At 38.7% G+C, this 19,590-nt stretch carries 17 protein-coding genes; 3 read left to right on the forward strand and 14 right to left on the reverse strand.

Annotation, left to right across the window (positions count from 1 at the left end; all coding sequences use genetic code 11):
* Positions 1 to 8: 8 nt before the first annotated feature.
* Both CBW18_RS00535 and CBW18_RS00540 read right to left on the reverse strand, forming a co-directional pair.
* Positions 9 to 1,133 (reverse strand): ATP-binding protein, encoded by a 1,125-nt coding sequence (locus CBW18_RS00535; RefSeq protein WP_088299316.1) that lies wholly within the window; start codon positions 1,131 to 1,133, stop codon positions 9 to 11.
* Between the two features lie 281 nt (positions 1,134 to 1,414).
* Positions 1,415 to 2,404 carry an aspartate-semialdehyde dehydrogenase gene (locus CBW18_RS00540; RefSeq protein ID WP_088299317.1) on the reverse strand — a complete coding sequence of 330 codons (990 nt, stop codon included), beginning with the start codon at positions 2,402 to 2,404 and terminating at the stop codon, positions 1,415 to 1,417.
* Positions 2,405 to 2,453: 49 nt separating this feature from the next.
* On the opposite strand from CBW18_RS00540, the gene CBW18_RS00545 reads away from it, so the two are divergent.
* Entirely contained in the window at positions 2,454 to 3,473 is a 1,020-nt protein-coding gene (locus CBW18_RS00545; protein ID WP_140418612.1) for a lamin tail domain-containing protein, read from the forward strand.
* Positions 3,474 to 3,575: 102 nt separating this feature from the next.
* Here the strand turns inward: CBW18_RS00545 and CBW18_RS00550 are convergent, their stop codons facing one another.
* The 10 genes from CBW18_RS00550 to CBW18_RS00595 form a co-directional block, all read right to left on the reverse strand.
* Complete coding sequence (locus tag CBW18_RS00550) at positions 3,576 to 4,448, reverse strand: sugar phosphate isomerase/epimerase (RefSeq protein WP_172406411.1); 873 nt, start codon at positions 4,446 to 4,448, stop codon at positions 3,576 to 3,578.
* A 9-nt stretch (positions 4,449 to 4,457) separates the two neighbouring features.
* Positions 4,458 to 5,342, reverse strand: a complete 885-nt coding sequence (locus CBW18_RS00555) for a hydroxypyruvate isomerase family protein (protein WP_088299908.1) — start codon at positions 5,340 to 5,342, stop codon at positions 4,458 to 4,460.
* A 1-nt stretch (position 5,343) separates the two neighbouring features.
* The gene (locus tag CBW18_RS00560) at positions 5,344 to 6,579 is read right to left on the reverse strand and encodes a nucleoside permease (RefSeq protein WP_088299319.1); all 1,236 of its coding nucleotides are present in this window, start codon (positions 6,577 to 6,579) and stop codon (positions 5,344 to 5,346) included.
* A 183-nt stretch (positions 6,580 to 6,762) separates the two neighbouring features.
* Complete coding sequence (locus tag CBW18_RS00565) at positions 6,763 to 7,443, reverse strand: DUF1080 domain-containing protein (protein WP_088299320.1); 681 nt, start codon at positions 7,441 to 7,443, stop codon at positions 6,763 to 6,765.
* 43 nt (positions 7,444 to 7,486) lie between these two features.
* Positions 7,487 to 8,944: a Gfo/Idh/MocA family protein gene (locus CBW18_RS00570; RefSeq protein ID WP_088299321.1), complete on the reverse strand. Its 1,458-nt coding sequence runs from the start codon at positions 8,942 to 8,944 to the stop codon at positions 7,487 to 7,489.
* A 30-nt stretch (positions 8,945 to 8,974) separates the two neighbouring features.
* Positions 8,975 to 9,358, reverse strand: a complete 384-nt coding sequence (locus CBW18_RS00575; protein WP_088299322.1) for a c-type cytochrome — start codon at positions 9,356 to 9,358, stop codon at positions 8,975 to 8,977.
* Between the two features lie 75 nt (positions 9,359 to 9,433).
* A complete protein-coding gene (locus CBW18_RS00580) occupies positions 9,434 to 10,492 on the reverse strand; it encodes a sugar phosphate isomerase/epimerase (protein ID WP_088299323.1) in 1,059 nt (352 codons plus the stop codon).
* A gap of 8 nt (positions 10,493 to 10,500) precedes the next feature.
* Positions 10,501 to 11,658, reverse strand: coding sequence for a Gfo/Idh/MocA family protein (locus CBW18_RS00585; RefSeq protein WP_088299324.1), 1,158 nt, complete (start codon positions 11,656 to 11,658; stop codon positions 10,501 to 10,503).
* Between the two features lie 82 nt (positions 11,659 to 11,740).
* Positions 11,741 to 13,441 carry a GMC oxidoreductase gene (locus tag CBW18_RS00590; protein WP_172406412.1) on the reverse strand — a complete coding sequence of 567 codons (1,701 nt, stop codon included), beginning with the start codon at positions 13,439 to 13,441 and terminating at the stop codon, positions 11,741 to 11,743.
* A 26-nt stretch (positions 13,442 to 13,467) separates the two neighbouring features.
* Entirely contained in the window at positions 13,468 to 14,052 is a 585-nt protein-coding gene (locus CBW18_RS00595) for a gluconate 2-dehydrogenase subunit 3 family protein (RefSeq protein WP_088299325.1), read from the reverse strand.
* Positions 14,053 to 14,576: 524 nt separating this feature from the next.
* On the opposite strand from CBW18_RS00595, the gene CBW18_RS00600 reads away from it, so the two are divergent.
* Both CBW18_RS00600 and CBW18_RS00605 read left to right on the forward strand, forming a co-directional pair.
* On the forward strand, positions 14,577 to 15,524 hold the full coding sequence (locus CBW18_RS00600; protein ID WP_088299326.1) for an NAD-dependent epimerase/dehydratase family protein: 948 nt from the start codon (positions 14,577 to 14,579) through the stop codon (positions 15,522 to 15,524).
* Positions 15,525 to 15,648: 124 nt separating this feature from the next.
* Entirely contained in the window at positions 15,649 to 16,377 is a 729-nt protein-coding gene (locus CBW18_RS00605) for a YebC/PmpR family DNA-binding transcriptional regulator (protein ID WP_088299327.1), read from the forward strand.
* 52 nt (positions 16,378 to 16,429) lie between these two features.
* Here CBW18_RS00605 and CBW18_RS00610 read toward each other — a convergent pair whose 3' ends face one another.
* Positions 16,430 to 17,209, reverse strand: coding sequence for a prolyl oligopeptidase family serine peptidase (locus CBW18_RS00610; protein WP_088299328.1), 780 nt, complete (start codon positions 17,207 to 17,209; stop codon positions 16,430 to 16,432).
* 66 nt (positions 17,210 to 17,275) lie between these two features.
* Complete coding sequence (gene bglX / locus CBW18_RS00615; protein ID WP_088299329.1) at positions 17,276 to 19,573, reverse strand: beta-glucosidase BglX; 2,298 nt, start codon at positions 19,571 to 19,573, stop codon at positions 17,276 to 17,278.
* Positions 19,574 to 19,590: the final 17 nt, after the last annotated feature.

Consider the following 19,590-nt stretch of genomic DNA (forward strand, 5'->3'; position numbering starts at 1 on the left):
AAATATAGTTAAACCAATAAATCGGTATAATTTTTTTTATTAATTACCTTGGTTTGTACGTGTTGGTAAACATTGGTAAATGTGGTTGGGAATTTCACTTTTTTGTTTTCGTTCCATTTAATCTCATATGCGGTTAAATTTCCTTCAAATTCTTCAATCAAATCTATTTCCTGCTGCTGGAAACTTCTCCAGAAGAAATGTTTGGTATGCTTAATCTGGTTACTATTGGCTTTTATAAATTCGGATATCATATAATTTTCGAAAAGCTGCCCGGTATCTTGCCGTAAGCTTAGCGGACTAAAATTCTGGATTATAGCATTGCGTATGCCATTATCATAGAAATAGATTTTCTTCCCTTTCTTTACTTCATTCCTCAGGTTTTTACTGTAGGCACCTAATCTGAATACCACGAAACATTGTTCAAGTAAATCTATATAGCGTTCAACAGTGAGCTTATCTGCTTCTATCATTTGCCCAAGTTCGTTATATGAGATCTCGTTTCCAATCTGCAGTGCCAAAGCCTGTACTAGTTTTTCCAGCTGAATGGGTTTTCTGATACCGGACAGTGCCAGTATATCTTTAAATAAATAGCTGTTGGTTAAATTTAATAAAAGTTCCTTTTCTTCACCTGGATAGTTTATCGCATCTGGGTAGCTGCCAAAAATTAATCTCTTTTCCAATGATTGTTCTTCAGTAAGAATATTGGTATGCTGCACCAGCTCAGCGACTGAAAAAGGAAAAAGGTGATACTCAAATTTTCTACCTGTTAAGCTCTCCTTTGTGCCTGCTGCTAAATCTAAAGAGGAGGAACCCGTAACTAAAAGTTGTACTTCTGGAAAGTTATCTACAATAAGCTTTAATGTTAAACCAATATTGGTAACCCTTTGCGCCTCATCAATTAAAAGTATTTTATGCGTTCCTATGATTGATTTCAATCGTTCAATACCGATATCTTCCAGTGTTATACGTACATTGGCTTCATCGCAATTAAGAAAAACGAATGATTCTTCTTTCAGCCTTGCGAGTTTTTTTAACATCGTTGTTTTACCTACCTGCCTGGCACCAGTAATGATGATTGCCTTTCCTTTAAAAAACTTGGATTCAATATAATTCTCTAATATTCTTTCAATCATAATCAAAATACCTTTCTAAACAAATATAATTCATTCATATATAATTTTGATATTGTAATCATTAAATTATATATAAATTTAATATTGTAATCACCAAATTATATATAATTTGGTGATTAGTGTTTTTGTTTTATATTTAGTAATTGATTTCTGATTAAAATTTCATCAGGCATGTGTAGAAATATAACATAGGATAAAATGTGGTGATATGAATTTTTATCCTGAAAAGAATACAAAAAAGCCCGTGTTTGTGGCACGGGCTTAATTTTTTTGTTTTAAAATTAAACTAATTCTTTCCGGATAAGGTATTCTGCTATCTGAACGGCGTTAGTAGCTGCACCTTTACGTAAGTTATCGGCAACAATCCAAAGGTTTAAAGCTTTGGGTGCTGATTCATCTCTCCGAATACGGCCAACAAAAACCTCATCTTTTTCGTGTGCATCTTTAGGCATTGGATATTTTAAATTTGCTACATCGTCAACTACAATAATTCCAGGCGATTTTTCTAAAATACTGCGTACTTCAGCCAAATCAAAATCATTTTCAAATTCAATGTTTACAGATTCAGAGTGGCCGCCCATTACCGGAATACGAACAGTAGTTGCCGTAACTTTGATGGTATCATCGCTCATGATCTTATTGGTTTCCTTAACCATTTTCATTTCTTCTTTGGTATACCCATTATCCATGAAAACATCAATATGAGGCAGGACATTTAAGTCAATTTCATATGGATAGGCTTTTGGGCCATCAATGCCTTTACGTTCATTCATTAACTGCTCAACGGCCTTAACACCTGTGCCAGTAACGGATTGATAGGTAGAAACAACGACTCTTTTAATTTTATATTTATCATGCAATGGTTTCAAAACCACAACCATTTGAATGGTAGAGCAATTTGGATTGGCGATAATCTTATTATCGATAGAAAGTTCATAGGCATTAACCTCTGGCACGATCAATTTAATCGCAGGATCCATTCTCCAGGCTGATGAATTATCAATCACAGTAGTACCAGCTTCTTTGAAACGTGGTGCATGTTCTAATGAAGTATTTCCACCGGCAGAAAATAAGGCAATATCTGGTCTCATACCAATTGCAGTATCCATGCTAACGATTGGGAACTTCTTACCCTTAAAAGTAATTTCCTTACCAACACTCTTTTCTGAAGCTACGGGAATTAACTCTGTTAAAGGGAAATTTCTTTCCTCCAATACTTTTAACATTACGGTTCCAACCAATCCGGTGGCACCAACAACTGCTACTTTCATTTTAAATTTTAATTATTATATTTATAAAACATTTGATATAAGTCCAAATATGCTAAAAATTAAGCTTATATCCCTATTGTTACCCATTAAAATTGCATCGATTATTTTTAATCCTCACCCTGTCAGAAATGACCGGATTAAAAATATCAGCAAACACATCCCCAAAAAAGCTACTATAGTCAGTTCTTCAGGAAATAAGGCTTCACCTGGTTGTGCACGATCCATTCTCGTTCAGGATGATGTTTTAATTTCGGAGGTGTTATTCAATCCGAGGCCTGGTGGAGTGGATTTTGTAGAGATTTACAACAATTCCGGTCATGATATTGATTTAAGTGAATTGCAACTCGCCAATACCAATACTGCTGGTAAAGTAGCCAATATTAAAAATATTTCGGCTAAAAAATTAACCATGCCTGAGGGAACGTTTTGGGTAATTACGAGCAATCAAAAGAATATCCGGGAGAATTATGATGTGAAGTTTCCGAACCAACTGATTCAGATCAGCAGTATGCCGGCCTATAATAATGATAAGGGAACGGTGGTTTTGTTAAGCCATAATCAGGTATTGGACCGGTTAGATTATCAATCGAAAATTCATCATCCGTTAATCCAGGATGAAGACGGAATCTCGCTGGAAAGGGTATCATTCAAGGTGCCGGCAAATGAACCTGGTAATTTCACATCAGCAGCTGCCGCAGCGGGGTTTGCCACTCCAACCTATCAAAACTCACAATCGTCAGTTGATGGCAATAGCGAAGTTTTTCTATTGTCTAAAACCTTTTCTCCGGATGGGGATAACTTCGAGGATGTGCTTAAACTGGAATACCATATGAAGCAGAATTCAAGCCTGGCTACGGTAAGCATTTATTCTGATAAAGGAAGGCTGATTAGAAAGTTGCTTAACAATCAAACCATCGGAACAAATGGCTTTTTAACCTGGGATGGTTTGGATGATCACGGAGGTATGTCCAATATCGGAATTTATATTGTCCTGTTTGATGTTTTTGATTTACAGGGCTATACCAAAAGATTTAAGCTGGCATGTGTACTCGCTGGCAAGTTGAATTGAGCAATAATGTCTTGTCAGATCATAACTCAGAAAGGCGTTAACATGAAAAAGGTCGTAGCGAGAAAACACTACGACCTTTACTAATAAAATTTTGATGAGAAATTATAAAATGTTTTTCTTGATATAAGCGCAGCTTGCCGCAACAGATTCGATTGGGTTAGGCTTATAATTGGTTTCATGCTCAACAAAGAAATGTTTCATGCCTGATAACTTGGCATCAGCGAAAATGGGTTTCCAGTCAATACTTCCCGTTCCAACTTCTGCATTTAAAGCAGGATTTGTTTTGTCCATATCTTTTACATGCCACATGGTAAAACGACCTGGGTTTTCTGTAAATAATTTGATAGGATCATTTCCAGAGCGTACTACCCAGTATAAATCCAGTTCAAAGTCAACGAGTTTCTTATCCGTTTCATTTAACAAAATTTGATAGCCGGTGGTTTCTCCCTGTTTCTGGAATTCAAAATCATGGTTATGATAAGCCAGTCGTAAACCTGCATCTTTACACATTTTGCCTGCAATATTGATTTTGGCGGCAAGTTTTTTATAGTCTTCTGCATTTTTTCTGATACTGGCATCCAGATAAGGAATAGTAACATATTCACTGCCTAAAACCTTTGCAGCAGCAATAGCCGCTTTTAGTTCATCAGTGTTGCCATCAGCTAAATAAGTACCTAATCCATAATGCCCGCTAACTGCTTTAAGTCCGTTTGTGCTCAATAGTTTCTTGAATTCTACAGGAGTTAAACCCCAAAACTGACCTTTAATAGAAAAGCCATAAGTTTCAACTTCTGTAAAGCCTGCTTTTGCCACTTTTTCAATCGTTCCCTTTAAATCTTTTGGCAGGTCTTCTCTTAACGAATAAAGTTGTAGGCCAACTGCCTTTTTCTGGGCTACACATGCAATTGATGGAGCCAAAAGTAAAGTTGCTACTGCTAAGCAACTATTGATGATGAAACTTTTTCTTGATAACATAATAATTAATTAAATGTCACAGATCTCAACGGCTTTTTTTAACGAAGCTATTTTATCTGTATTTTTAGGTATAAATTCTTGTGCAACGAAACCTTTAAAGCCGGTTTCTACAATGGCTTTCATAATTGCCGGATAATAAAGTTCCTGCGTATCATCAATTTCATTCCGGCCTGGAACACCAGCTGTATGATAATGCGCAATGTATTGATGATGATCCCGGATGGTATGAATCACGTCTCCTTCATCAATCTGCATATGATAAATATCGTAAAGCAGTTTAAAGTTTTCTGAACCTAAGCGTTTACACAGTTCAACACCCCAGGCCGTTTTGTCACATTGATAATCGGCATGGTTTATTTTGCTGTTTAACAATTCCATTACCAATACCACGCCATGTTTTTCTGCCAATGGCATTAACTGTTTTAATCCTTCTACACAGTTATTCCAGCCGGTTTCATCGTCTTTTCCACGACGGTTTCCGCTAAAGCAGATTAAGTTTTTGTAACCAGCTTCGGCCACAAGGGGAATCATGGCAGAATAATTCTTGATTAAAGTTTCATGAAATTTTTTATCATTAAACCCATCAACGAGATTAATTTCAGCGCCGTTACACATAGAAGAAACCAGTCCATGTTTTTTAAGTATTGGCCAATCTTTTGGGCCAACCAAATCAATGCCCTTTATGCCGATTTTTTTTGCTTCGGTACAAAGTGTTTCTACATCAAGCGTACTAAAACACCAGCGGCAAACAGCATGATTTACGTTGCCTTTAAGTTTTTCAGATGGTTTTGGCTGATCCATAGCGAAGGATGATATACCCGATGAAACACCAATTGCGGCAGTGCCTGCAATGATGTTCTTTAGTGCATTTCTTCTGTTTAATTTTGAAGGCATGTTAAAGGGCTTTAGCTTCTGATTTTGTTTTATCATTAAAAAGAACAGCAAAAAGCAGGAAGACTGCAGCAGCAATAACTGCAGGAATAATCCACACCATTTTCCAGTCGATTGCACCATCCGCTGCTTTATAAGTATCTGTTATCTTACCTGCAACCTCAAATCCGATAAGCATCCCTACACCATAAGTGGCTAAGGTAATTAAACCCTGCGCTGAGCTTTTGTATTTCTCGCCTGCTTTGGAATTGGTATAAATCTGACCGGATACGAAAAAGAAGTCGTAGCAAACACCATGCAACGCAATACCAATAATAAGCATAAAACTTAAATCGCCGGCATTACCAAAAGCAAACAATACATATCTAAGTGCCCAGGCAAGCATACCTACCAATATGGTTTTTTTAAAGCCGTATTTCGAAAAGAAAACAGGAATGGCCAGCAAAAATAATGCTTCGGATATCTGACCGATTGCCATTTTTCCGGTTGGATTTGAAACTTTAATATCCGCTAAAAACAAACCGGCATTCTGATAATAAAATGCCAACGGAATACAAATTAATATAGCCGAAATAAAGAAGATGGCGAAGTTTTTATCCTTTAACAGCTTGAGGGCATCCAGACCAATTAAATCACCAATTTTGATTTTCTCGGTCGAAGAAACTTTAGGAGGTGTTTTAGGGAGGGTAAAGCTGAAGATACCCAATACCAATGAAACAATACCAGCCATCAGGAAGGTACTTTTCAATAATCCCGATTGAATGCCTTCAGGAGAATCCCAATGGAAAACAAAACTAATAAGCAAGCCTGCAATGATCCAGCCGATGGTTCCCCAAACCCGTATTTTTGAAAATTCCTTTTCCGGATCCTGCATTTGGTTAAATGAAACGGAATTGATTAATGCCAATGTTGGCATAAATAAAATCATATAACCGAGTACATAAGGGTAAAATACACTTACATCAGTTGCCCTATACATTTGATACATCAATACAGCGCCAACAATATGCAACACACCAAGTATTTTCTCCGCATTAAAATATCTGTCTGCAATTAAGCCAACAATAAACGGAGCGATAATAGCTCCCCAGGATTGTGTTCCAAAAACAGAAGCAGATTCTGATCCGCTTGCTTTCAAATTGTTGCCTAAAAATGTGCCCAGTGTTACAAACCATGATCCCCATATAAAAAATTCGAGGAACATCATGGTAGAGAGTTTAAAGCGGGTAGTGGTATTCATTTGGTTTATATAAGTTTATGAGGTATAAGGTTTAAGGCGTAAGGTTTAAGCTAGGAATATAAATCCATCAATCTTTTGCCTTACGCTTTTAGCCTAATTTTAGTAAGGTTATCATGTTTAAGGTATAAAGTTAAAGCGAGAAAGGAAACCCTCAAGCCTTTTACATTACCCCCTAAACCTCAGTTATAATTCTTTTATAATGATGTTTTTGTACCAAACTTCATCACCATGATCCTGAAGGGCAATCTTGCCTGATTTATAAGTTCCCCAGTTTTCCAAATTAGCAAATTTGCTTCCGGCAACCAGCTTTTTCCAGTTTTCATCCCATAAGGTTGTTTTCACCACCTGAACCCCATTTAAAATTAGGGTTAAATTTCCTTTTTTACTAATAATTTCTGCTTTGTTCCATTCACCAACCGGTTTAACAGGTTCAGATGAGCTTTTGATTAAATCATATAAATCTCCGGCACGGTGTTTAGTTATTTTTCCGTCAGGATGACCATCATTATCCAATACCTGCATTTCTAAACCAGTAGAGTAGGTTGCATGGTATTTTGGTTCTTCATGAACGTAGAAAATTAAACCGCTGTTGGCCTTTGGTGCTACTTTCCATTCGTATTTTAAATGGAAATCTTTGTATTCTTTGTCTGTGACCAAATCGCCACCGCCATCAGTACCTTTGGTTTTAGGATCAAGGTGTAATGCATCTTCCTGAACCTGCCAGCCACTGCCCACATTGGTTTTATTGTAAGTATGCCAACCAGTAGTTGTTTTACCATCAAATAAGGGTTTGAAGCCCTTTTGTGCCTGGGATATTTGTGTAACTGCCAACATGATGCAGGCAGAAAGGATTATTTTTTTCATTTTACTTCGTTTTTCATCATTGCGAGGAATGACGAGTGTATTTTTATAAAGTTAAATTGTTCCAGCCTTTGCGATATTCACGTTTGACAAACTGATTGGCCTCATCGAAATTAGTAATTTTCATGTTGTCATTATCCCAAAGCATTTTCATGTACCTACCCGGGTAAGTTACTTTACCATTTACCGTTTTTTGAATATCGAAACTTCTGATGGCTAAATTAGCCATTAATAAAGCCTCAGTTAAAGGGCCAGCAATTTCGAAAGGCGAACTTACTTCCTGTTTACCATAACCTGCAATTGCTGCTTCTACCCATTGTGCATAATGTCCATCAGCACCTCCTTTAACCCGGGCATATTTTTCTTTTACTTTAATGTCTTTGTTTCTGCTAAGTGGTAATAATTTCGGATTTGCACTATAGGTTTCCGACATCATTTTACCTTTCGTGCCGATAAACAAAGTACCATTGCCACCATCACCAAAGGTTTCGTTAGCTTCCAATTCAGCAGGGCGTTCAGGTTGGATACCTCCATCCATCCAGTGTAAAGTAACATCGCCTTTTGTTTTCTCCGTTTTAGGGAATTTCAGGGTAACATGGCTTGACGGCGGACAACTTTCAGGAAAATACCCACGTTTAAATTCATCCACATAAACAGATCCCACACTGGCTTCTACCTCTTTGGCATATTTTAAGTTTAAAACGCTGAAAGGTGCTTCAATTAAGTGACAGCCCATATCTCCCAGCGCACCGGTACCATAATCCCACCAGCCACGCCAGTTAAATGGCACGAGTTTATCTACATAATCTTTCTCAGGGGCTGTACCTAACCATAAATTCCAGTCTAACTCTTTTGGAATTTCTGCTTTTTTATCCGGCCATGGAATACCCTGCGGCCAAACCGGACGATTGGTCCAGGCATAAACCGTATGTACATCACCAATTAAGCCTGCTTCATACCATTCTTTCATTTGGCGCGGACCATCATTTGATGCGCCCTGATTACCCATTTGCGTAACCACCTTATATTTTTTCGCGGCAGCGGTTAAAATCCGTGCTTCATGAATATCGTGCGTAAGCGGTTTTTGAACATACACATGTTTACCAAGCTGCATGGCTGCAAGTGCCTGTATAGCATGGTTATGATCAGGTGTGGAGATAGAAACGGCATCAAAGTTTTTGTGTTCCTTATCCAGCATTTCGCGGTAGTCTTTATAGTATTTTGCTTTTGGAAATGCTTTTACACTTGATGCAGCACGGCGATCATCTACATCGCATAAAAAAGCGATATCTGCCTTACCACTTTTGGCAAACATAGCAATATCACCTTGTCCTTTACCACCCACGCCGATACCGGCAATCAGTAAACGGTCGCTGGGTGCTAAAAAACCCGGCCCACCTAAAACATGACGTGGAACAATCATAAATGCAGCGGCAGCTATGGCGCTGGTTTTAATAAAATCACGGCGGTTACTCGTGTTTTTATTTTCTTGCTCTGTTTTCATTAGAATTGTATGAGGTTTAAAAATGTATGCCTATTTCTTTTTTAAGGATAAGATATATTTAACCATCAATTTAGCATCGGCAGGTTTTAATGTTGAATGGGCTGTCATTGGCATAGTACCCCAAATACCTGTACCACCCTTGATAATTTTATCTGCTAAATAATTGATGTTTTTTTCAGTTGCAGGGTATTTTTTAGCAATATCCATGTAAGAAGGACCAATAATCTTATTCACCTTATTATGGCAACCAATACAATCTGATTTGTTAATCAGCTTTTCGCCTGCACTCATTTGCATGGCATGACTGGATAATGTAGCTGTTGCCACTACCGTTTTTTCTTTTTCTAAGTCTGCTTTGGTAAAAGAGGCCATAAAAATAACTACAGCGCCTAAACCTAATAATGTTTTTTTCATTTGTGTGTTTTTAATAACATGTGATGCTGCAGGTTTGATGATCTGATGTAGAAAACCATGCAGATTTTCATGTTGTTAGTCTTGTAATCCTAATATTTTTTTGTTGAAAGCGCTATCACTACCCGATGCAGCAAAATCATCAAATGCTTTATCGGTTACTTTAATGATGTGATTTTTTATAAATTCGGCACCTTCTCGGGCACCGTCTTCCTGGTTTTTAATGCAACATTCCCATTCCATTACGGCCCAACCTTTAAAATCGTATTGTGCCAGTTTACTGAAAATGGTTTTAAAATCAACCTGGCCATCTCCAGGAGAGCGGTAGCGGCCTGCTCTGTTTGCCCAGCTTTGATAACCACCAAATGTACCTTGCTTACCTGTTGGATTAAATTCAGCATCCTTCACATGGAATGCTTTAATGCGTTCGTGGTAAATATCAATGTATTGAATATAATCCAGCTGTTGTAATACAAAGTGAGATGGATCATACAATAAGCATGCCCTGTTGTGATTATTCACTGCCGCAAGGAACATTTCATAAGTTTCTCCGTCAAATAAATCTTCACCAGGATGAATTTCATAGCAAACATCTACACCACACTGATCAAATTCATTTAAAATAGGCATCCATCGTTTGCCCAGTTCGGCAAAACCTTCTTCCACTAAACCTGCCGGACGTTGTGGCCATGGATGGAAATACTGCCAGAGCAAGGATCCACTGAAAGTAGCATGTGCGTTTAACCCCAAATTTTGAGATGCTTTTGCGGCATATTTCATTTGCTGCACTGCCCATTCCGTTCTGGCTTTTGGATTCTTGTGCAATTCTTTTGGCGCAAAGGCATCAAATAAATCATCATAAGCAGGATGAACAGCAACCAATTGCCCTTGTAGGTGGGTAGATAATTCAGTGATTTCCAAACCATAAGAAGCAATAGTGCCTTTTAAGTCATCAGCATAGGTTTTACTCTCTGCGGCTTTCTGAAGATCGATAAACCTTTTATCCAGGGTTGGTATCTGGATCCCTTTAAAACCCAGGCCTGCAGCCCATTTGCAAATGTTTTCCAGCGAATTAAACGGCGCATCATCACTGATGAACTGCGCTAAAAATACGGCCGGTCCTTTTATTGTTGTCATGCTTGTATTTAAATTTTATAATCCCACCATTTTTGGTCAGACTGGCTTGAGTTCACTACATTTTCAATGAATGCCATTCCCCGTATTCCATCATCAGCGGTAGGGAAATCTAACATTTCAGGTGTAGGTTGTTCCTGGTTCAGTTTTGCATTAACCGTTAAGGCAAAGTTTTTATAAATATTGGCAAATGCCTCAAGGTAACCTTCAGGATGTCCACCTGGTGTACGCGTATTGTGTTTCGCAAAGCTGCCCATATAACCATTACCTGTTCTGTAAATTTGAGCCGGTGCATCAGGCCACTTTGCAATCAGTGTATTTGGTTCCATCTGATGCCATTCTAAGCCCCCTTTTTCACCATAAACTTTAATTTTTAATGCATTTTCTTCACCTGCTGCAATTTGAGATGCAATGAGTACACCATTTGATCCGTTATCGAACTTTAAAAGCACGTTTCCATCATCATCTATAGCTCTTCCAGGAACAACGATATTTAAATCCGCACAAATTTTGGCGATTTTCAAACCGGAGATATATTCTGCAAGATGTGCTGCATGTGTTCCAATGTCGCCCATACTGCCACTTTTCCCTGTTTTGGAAGGATCTGTACGCCAGGCGGCCTGTGCATTTCCTTCACGTTCAGACAAAGTACTTAACCATCCTTGCGGATATTCCACAATAATTTTTCTGATGGCGCCGAGCAAACCTTTACTTACCATTTGCCTGGCCTGTTTTACCATTGGATAGCCAGAGTAGGTATGCGTTAAACAAAGCGTTAAGCCTGTTTCTTCTACCTTTGCTTTTAACAGTTTAGCTTCTTCCAGGGTAAGCGTCATTGGCTTTTCGATCACCACGTTAAAGCCATGTTCCAGTGCCAGCATGGCTGGGGCAAAATGTGCGAAATTTGGAGTAACGATGGTTACAAAATCTATTTTTTCATCAGCAGGTAATTCACTTTCCTGCTGAATCATTTCTTCATAACTCTTATATATTCTGTTATCAGGGAGGAAGAGGATTTTACCGGATTCATAACCAACTTCCGGATTCACACTTAGTGCACCTGCGGTAAATTCGATTAAACCATCCATATTGGCCGCAAGGCGATGTACTGCACCGATGAAGGCGTCTTTTCCACCGCCTATCATGCCCATTCTTAATTTTCTTTTCATAGAGGTTAGGGTTTAAGATATAAGGTTTAAGGCTTTGGACTCCTAACCCTATACCTTAAACCTCATACCTTTTACCTATTAATTAAATGTTGTTTTTCTTTAATTCTTTCACTGCATAATCAGCAGCACGAGCGGTTAAAGCCATAAAAGTTAATGATGGGTTTTGACATGCGATTGAAGGCATACAGGCACCATCAGTTACAAACACGTTATTCACTTCATGCATTTGATTCCATTTGTTGAGAACTGAAGTTTTTGGATCATTACCCATTCTTGCCGTTCCCATTTCATGGATGGCCATACCCGGATAACAACCTGCATCATATGTTTTGATGTTTTTCATGCCCGCTTTTTCTAACATTTCTGCTGCATCATTCATCATATCCACACGCATTTTTTTCTCATTTTCTTTGTATTCGCAATCAATGGCTAATACTGGCTGACCCCATTTGTCTTTTTTAGTTTTATCAATGTAAACCTTGTTTTCATAGTATGGTAACATTTCTCCAAAACCGCCAAGACCCATGGTCCAGCTGCCTGGTTTCGTCATTTTTTCTTTTAAACCAGAACCAAATGAAAGTTCGGCAACATCACTTTGCCAGTTTGATCTGCTTGCACCACCCTGGTAACCGAAACCACGCAGGTAATCACGTTTATCATTTCCAATGTTTTGGTATCGGGGGACATAAATGCCATTTGCACGGCGTCCGTAGGTATATCTGTCATCAAAGCCTTCTGCTTCGCCTGAAGCACCACAGCGGAAATGATGATCCATTAAATTATGCCCCAATTGTCCACTTCCATTCCCTAATCCATTTGGATGTGCATCCGAAGTAGAGTTTAATAAAATAAAAGTTGAACCCAATGTAGAACCGTTCACAAAAATAATTTTTGCATAAAACTCCATGGTTTTGTTGGTTTCTGCATCGATTACCATTACGCCTTTTGCTTTTTTCGTGTCTTTATCATAAATGATATGATTTACGATAGAGTAAGGTCTTAACGTTAAACGTTTAGTAGCCATTGCCGCAGGCAGGGTAGAGGATTGCGTACTGAAATAAGCACCAAACGGACAACCACGGCTGCATAAGTTACGGTATTGACAGTTTCCACGGCCTTTATGAGGAACAGTTAGATTGGCTACACGGCCAATCATCATGATCCGCTCTCTTTTGTAATGCTCCTCAATCCTGGCTTTTACTGATTTTTCAACAATATTTAAGTCCATTGGAGGTAAGAATTCTCCATCCGGGCAGGTTGACCAGTTTTCCTTAGAACCACTTATTCCTGCAAAGCGCTCTGCATAATCATACCATGGAGAAAGTTCTTTGTAACGTAGAGGCCAGTCACTACCGTGTCCGTCTTTTGCATTATCTTCTAAGTTATGTTCACTTAAGCGGTAACTCTGACGGCCCCACATTAAAGACTTACCACCAACATGAAAACCACGGTACCAGTCGAAACGTTTATCTTCTGTATACGGACATTCCAAATCATTTACCCACCATTTTTCATTGGCCTCACTATATGGATAATCTCTTTTTTGTACTGGGTGCGTACGTTTTTGCTCCTCGGTTAATCTGCCTGCATGTTCAAAATCCCAAGGATTTTTCATGGCCGTTTCATAACCGGTAATGTGCTCAATGTTCATTCCTCTTTCGAGCATTAATACCCGTAAGCCCTTTTCTGTAAGTTCTTTTGCAGCCCAGCCGCCACTAATCCCCGATCCTATTACAATGGCATCGTAAGTATTTTCAGCTTTTAAATTTGTATTTAAATTCATGATGTTTTGTCGTTGTAGTTTTGAAATTAGGTAGCCCAGGATTTTTGTCCGGGTTTCAGCTTGGTATTGCCATCGTATCTTCCGGGAACAAGAATATATTCGCGGGCTTTGGTGCATCCAATTTCAGAAGAATAGTAGCCCAATAAGGTAAGATCTCTGGCCGTAATGAAAAAGTAAACCAGATCCTTATTTTCTTCTGATTTTGTTTCTTTTTGGGCTATAGACATCAGTCTTAAATCAACCATTAATTTGGTGCGTTCAGGAACAGTTAGGGCCACATAACTTTTTTTGAAATCTTGCATCGACTTGTCCTGAAGTTGTTTGAAACCCCTTGCAAATGAGGTTTGCATTTCCTTCGGATAGCAATCCTGCATCATCATTGGAATGAATTTACCTAGGCCTGCAGCTTTAGCGCCGGCAGATGATTTAGTTGTCGGGACAATAATATCGGCAAATTCGGCGAAAATTTTTTGATCCTGTACTGAAAATGAAACAAAATTCTTTTCATTTTCAGGGAGTGTAAAACTTTCAAATAGAACGCCCATTGTACTCGCTGAGATGGCTCCTCCCAGTAAAAATGCAACGTTTTTGAGTGCTTCTCTTCTGTGCATCGTTTTTGTATTTTTATATATTGGTTATTTATGCGTTGGATAGGTAATATTAGAAAAAAATGGCATGATAATCAAATATGAAAGCTTTAATTCCGTATTCGCAATGCGATTGTTACTAAATAGAATTGTTCTAAATAATTAATTAATTACTGTCTTAAGTACGTTTATGTTGGTTTTTGTAGGCTAAATACTTCGTGTACTAATTACATTAACTTTAGATAAAGATAAGTTTTTTTCATAAATTCTCACCTCTCCTGCTTTTGAAAGATTTTTTTTTGTTTTGTTTTCTTTTTCTTCACTCAAATTTTAAAATTTGTCAGCTTTGAATTGGCATTATTTTTAGCTTTTATGATCGATTATCAGCACTGCACCGTAATAAAAATTGCTATTTATGTTGATGATACAAAGCAGTTCCAGAAATATTGATTTATTCATTATCGGAAAAACACATCGCATATGCTTAGTACAAATATTTTATAGCCTTTTGTCTCATTTTTTTACCTTTGCACATTCTCAAAAAAAATATGCAGGAAGAAATTATTGTTTTAGGCTCTAATGGCCAGATTGGTACGGAGTTGGTTACCATGTTACGTAAGATATATGGTGATGATCATGTGGTTGCCTGCGATATCCGCAGACCTGATTATGACATCAAAAATTCTGCTCCTTTCGAGTTTGTAAATGTTCTGGATAAAGAAATGATCAATGGCATTTTCAAAAAATACAAACCTACGCAGGTTTATCTTTTGGCTGCTTTATTATCGGCAACCGGAGAACAAAATCCTAAACTGGCCTGGGATCTGAATATGAATGGTCTTTTAAATGTGCTGGATTTAGCACTTGAATATAAAGTGGCGAAGGTTTACTGGCCAAGTTCCATTGCTGTTTTCGGACCAAATTCGCCAAAGGATAATACTTCGCAATTTTGTGTAATGGATCCGAATACGGTTTACGGCATTAGTAAGCTGGCCGGAGAGCGCTGGTGCGAATACTATAACCAGAAATATGGTTTAGATGTAAGAAGTATCCGGTACCCCGGATTAATCAGTTGGAAAGCTGCCCCGGGTGGCGGAACAACGGATTACGCCATTCACATTTTTCATGATGCCTTGAAAAAGGGAAGTTACCAGAGTTTCCTGAATGCAGAAACCGAACTGCCAATGATGTACATGGATGATGCCATCCGCGGCACTATTGAGTTAATGGATGCACCGGCCGATCAAATTTCTGTACGCAGCAGTTACAATTTTGGTGGCGTCAGTTTTACGCCGGAAGTGCTTGCGGCAGAGATTAAAAAACATATTCCGGATTTTACCTTAACTTACGCCAGCAATGATCCACGTCAGCAAATTGCCAATAGCTGGCCACGTTCAATTGATGATGGTTTCGCAACTAAAGACTGGGGCTGGAAACCTGAATTTGATCTGGCGAAAATGACAGAAGACATGTTAACGAATTTAAAGAAGAGCTAAAAGCTAAGCGAAAATAAAAGCAAAAAGCTGAAGGAATAAGTTAAAAATAAATAATTAGGTACAGGGTTGGAAGGTTGAAGGCCTAAGGTCTCTTATCTCACATCTCCTATCTCAATACTAAAACATGGGAAGAGCATTCGAATTTAGAAAAGAAAGAAAATTTAAGCGTTGGGCCAAGATGGCCGTTCAATTTACGCGTATTGGTAAAGATATTGTAATGGCAGTTAAGGAATCCGGACCTCATCCGGAAACCAATTCACGTTTACGTACAGCCATGCAAAATGCGAAAGCTGTAAATATGCCAAAAGACAGGGTAGAAGCTGCAATCAAGCGTGCATCTGATAAGTCGATGGCTAACTATGAGGAAATTGTATATGAAGGTTATGCGCCTCATGGTGTTGCGGTTTTAATTGAAACGGCTACAGATAATACCAACCGCACCGTTGCCAATGTGCGTAGCTATTTTAACAAAACTGATGGTTCCCTGGGTAAAACAGGTTCCCTGGATTTTGTTTTCAGCCGCAAATCTGTTTTTCGCTTTGTTCCTGCTGAAGGTTTGGATTTGGAAGAACTTGAATTTGAATTGATTGATGCCGGTTTAGAAGAGTTATATGTAGAGGCTGATGAAGAAGGAAATGATATCGCGGTTGCACAGGGTGCTTTTGAAAACTTCGGTTCTTTGCAAAAAGCTTTGGAAGAAAAAGGAATCGAACTGAAAAGTTCCAAATTAGAGCGTATTGCTTTATCACATCATGAAGTAACAGAGGAGCAGGCAGCTGATGTATTAAAACTGATTGATAAATTAGAGGAAGATGATGACGTTCAGGCGGTTTACCATAATATGGCTGAATAGTAATTAATGATCAAGACCATATAGATTCTTAAAATCTATATGGTCTGAAATTTTATCTCTTATGTCCAAATAACCAAGGCAGCAAGCCTGGTTCGGCAAAAGCATTATCCCAACTGTTGTGGTTGGCATTTGGGTATAGCGTAAATTTTACTTCATCGCCAACGGTTTTCAACCTTTCGGCAATGGCCATTGAAAAGGCCGGATCTACAATATCATCTTTTCCGCCGTGAAAAATCCAAAGGGGCACGTTTTGGTATTTTTTAATGTTGTTGGTGTTATCGCCACCACAAATGGCAAAAGCTGCGGCAAATGTTCTTCGCTGTCTTCTCAGTAATTCATAAGTGCCCATTCCACCCATAGAGAGGCCACCAACATAGACTTGTTTTTTATCGAGAAACGGTTTTTTTAGAAAATCTTTTACCATCCCTTGTAAGGTCCGCATGGCCCGGGTTGGTTTGCCAGCTTCCACAAAACTAAACTTTCTTTTCCCTTTATCATTCGTTGTGATGTTTACATTGGCCCAGTAACTATCTGCAGGGCATTGTGGAAACACCACAATTGCAGGGAAATTCTTCCTGATATCATCTCTCAGAAATAATCTGGCACCATGTGTTAATTGTTTTTCATTGTCGCTTCCGCTTTCGCCTCGACCATGCAATACAAATAAAACCGGATATTTTTGTGCGGGATTAAAGTTCTCAGGGAAGAGGATTCTGTAATGAATGGAGTCGCCTCTTTTGATAAAACTTCCATACTCGTATTTCTTTAAATCCTGGGCATTTAAAAGAGGGAAACTGAAAATTAAACAAAGGGATAGGATAATCTTTTTCATCTGACAAAAATAAAAAACCCTGATCATTTTGCAATGGGTCAGGGTTTAGTGAACCATTTGATTTCTTTATTTTAATGTAAAAGCAGCTTCTTTTACGTCTCTGGAATTGGTACCGATAAATACTTTAAAATCTCCTGGTTCAGCAACAAATTTTAGTTCTGAATTGTAGAATTTCAAATCATTTTCTGAAATATTAAAGCTGATGGTTTTGCTTTCGCCGGCTTTTAAACTTACTTTCTGGAAACCTTTTAATTCTTTAACTGGGCGGGTAATGCTGCCCACCAGATCGCGGATGTATAATTGAACCACTTCTTTGCCATCATACTTTCCGGTATTACTCAAGGTAACCGATGCAGTAATTGATTTTCCTTTGGTTAAGGTGTTAGCACTTAATTTCACATCACTATAATCAAATGTGGTATAACTCAAACCGAATCCAAATGGGTATAACGGATCATTACTCACATCTAAATAATTGGAACGGAATTTTTCAAACCATTTTCCTTCAGCCAGAGGACGTCCGGTGTTTTTATGTGCATAATATAACGGCACCTGTCCAACGTTTTGAGGAAAAGTGGTACTCAGTTTTCCTGAAGGATTAACTTTGCCGAACAATACGTCTGCGATGGAATTTCCGGCTTCACTTCCCGGGAACCAAACATTTAAAATGGCAGGGATATTTTCTTCTTCCCATTTCAATGCCAGTGGGCGGCCAGTGAACAGCACCAAAACAATTGGTTTTCCTGTTTTGGCTAAGGCTTTAAGTAAGTTCTTTTGTGTTTCCGGAATTTGGATATCCGTAACACTACTGCTTTCCCCTGTAAATTCAGAACCTTCGCCAAGAGTGGCAACAATGACATCGGATTTTTCGGCCACTTTTAAAGCTTCTTTAATCATTTCTGCTTCTGTGCGTCCATCCCGTTTATATGTAGGATTGTGCACATTTACATAACGGTGTTCCATGGCAGAATCGGCCAGAAAATTAGAACCACGAGCAGTTAAAATCCTGGCATCTTCGCCTAAGGCATTTTTTAATCCTTGTAATACGGTAACAGACTTATCAAACAAGGCAGCAACACTCCAGGTTCCATACATGTTCGCGGTGTTATCTGCCAGTGGGCCAATTAAACCAATGGTACCTGATTTTTTTAAGGGCAGAATGTTGTTGTTGTTTTTAAGTAATACGAAACTTTCAGCTGAAATATCACGGGCTACCTGACGGTTTTCGGCGTTGAAAACATCTTTTTCGGCTCTTTCTGTACTTAAGAATTTATAAGGATCAGTAAATAAACCCAGTTTATATTTCGCCTGAAGGATTAAACGGCAGGCCCTGTTAATTTCATTGATGCTAACTTTTTTCTCTGCCAGTGATTTTTTTAACGTGCTTAAAAATCCTTCGCCAACCATATCCATATCAATGCCGGCATTCATGGCCAATGCAGATACCGTTTGTAAATCGCCCATTCCGTGCGCGATCATTTCAGGAATACCTGTATAATCGGTTACCACGAAGCCTTTAAAACCCCATTGGTTGCGTAGAACATCAGTCATTAACCATTTGCTTCCGGTAGCCGGGATACCATCAACTTCGTTAAATGAAGCCATGATACTGGCTGCACCGGCATCTACAGCTGCTTTATAAGGAGGGAAATATTCATTATACATCCTTACCTTGCTCATATCAGTGGTATTGTAATCTCTGCCTGCTTCAGCTGCTCCGTATAAAGCATAGTGTTTTACACAAGCTAAAATTTCATTGTTGGCTTGTAACCTGCCCTGATAGCCTTTTACCATGGCTGCTGCAATTTTTGAACCGAGGTAAGGATCTTCACCACTACCTTCAGAAATCCGGCCCCAGCGTGGATCGCGTGAAATATCTACCATAGGGGAGAAGGTCCAGTTAATACCGCTTGCACTGGCTTCAATGGCTGCAATTCTGGCTGTTTTTTGTACCAGATCCATATCCCAGATACAGCTAACGCCTAATGGAATTGGGAAAACAGTGTTATAGCCATGAATGACGTCCATACCAAAAAGTAATGGAATTTTCATTCTGCTCTGTTCTACCGCAACCTTTTGTACCGCTTTGATTTTTTCTACACCTTTGATGTTGAACAAACCGCCTACCTGTCCGGCTTCGATTTTTTTACCAATGTCGCTGCTGTTGGCCTGTCCGGTAGTGATGTCTCCGGAACTTGGTAAATTCAGCTGCCCAATCTTTTCATCAACTGTCATTTTCGACATGAGGTTGGTGATAAAGGTGTTCATCTTTGCCTCTTCGGGAGATACTGTTTTTTTGTTCTGTGCTGATGCGTTCAGCGCAAAGGAAGCTAATAAAATAATCAGGATTTTCGCTCTATTCATTATATGTGTTTTTTATT

The sequence above is a fragment of the Pedobacter sp. AJM genome, assembly GCF_002197755.1.
In the GTDB taxonomy this organism is placed as follows: Bacteria; Bacteroidota; Bacteroidia; order Sphingobacteriales; family Sphingobacteriaceae; genus Pedobacter.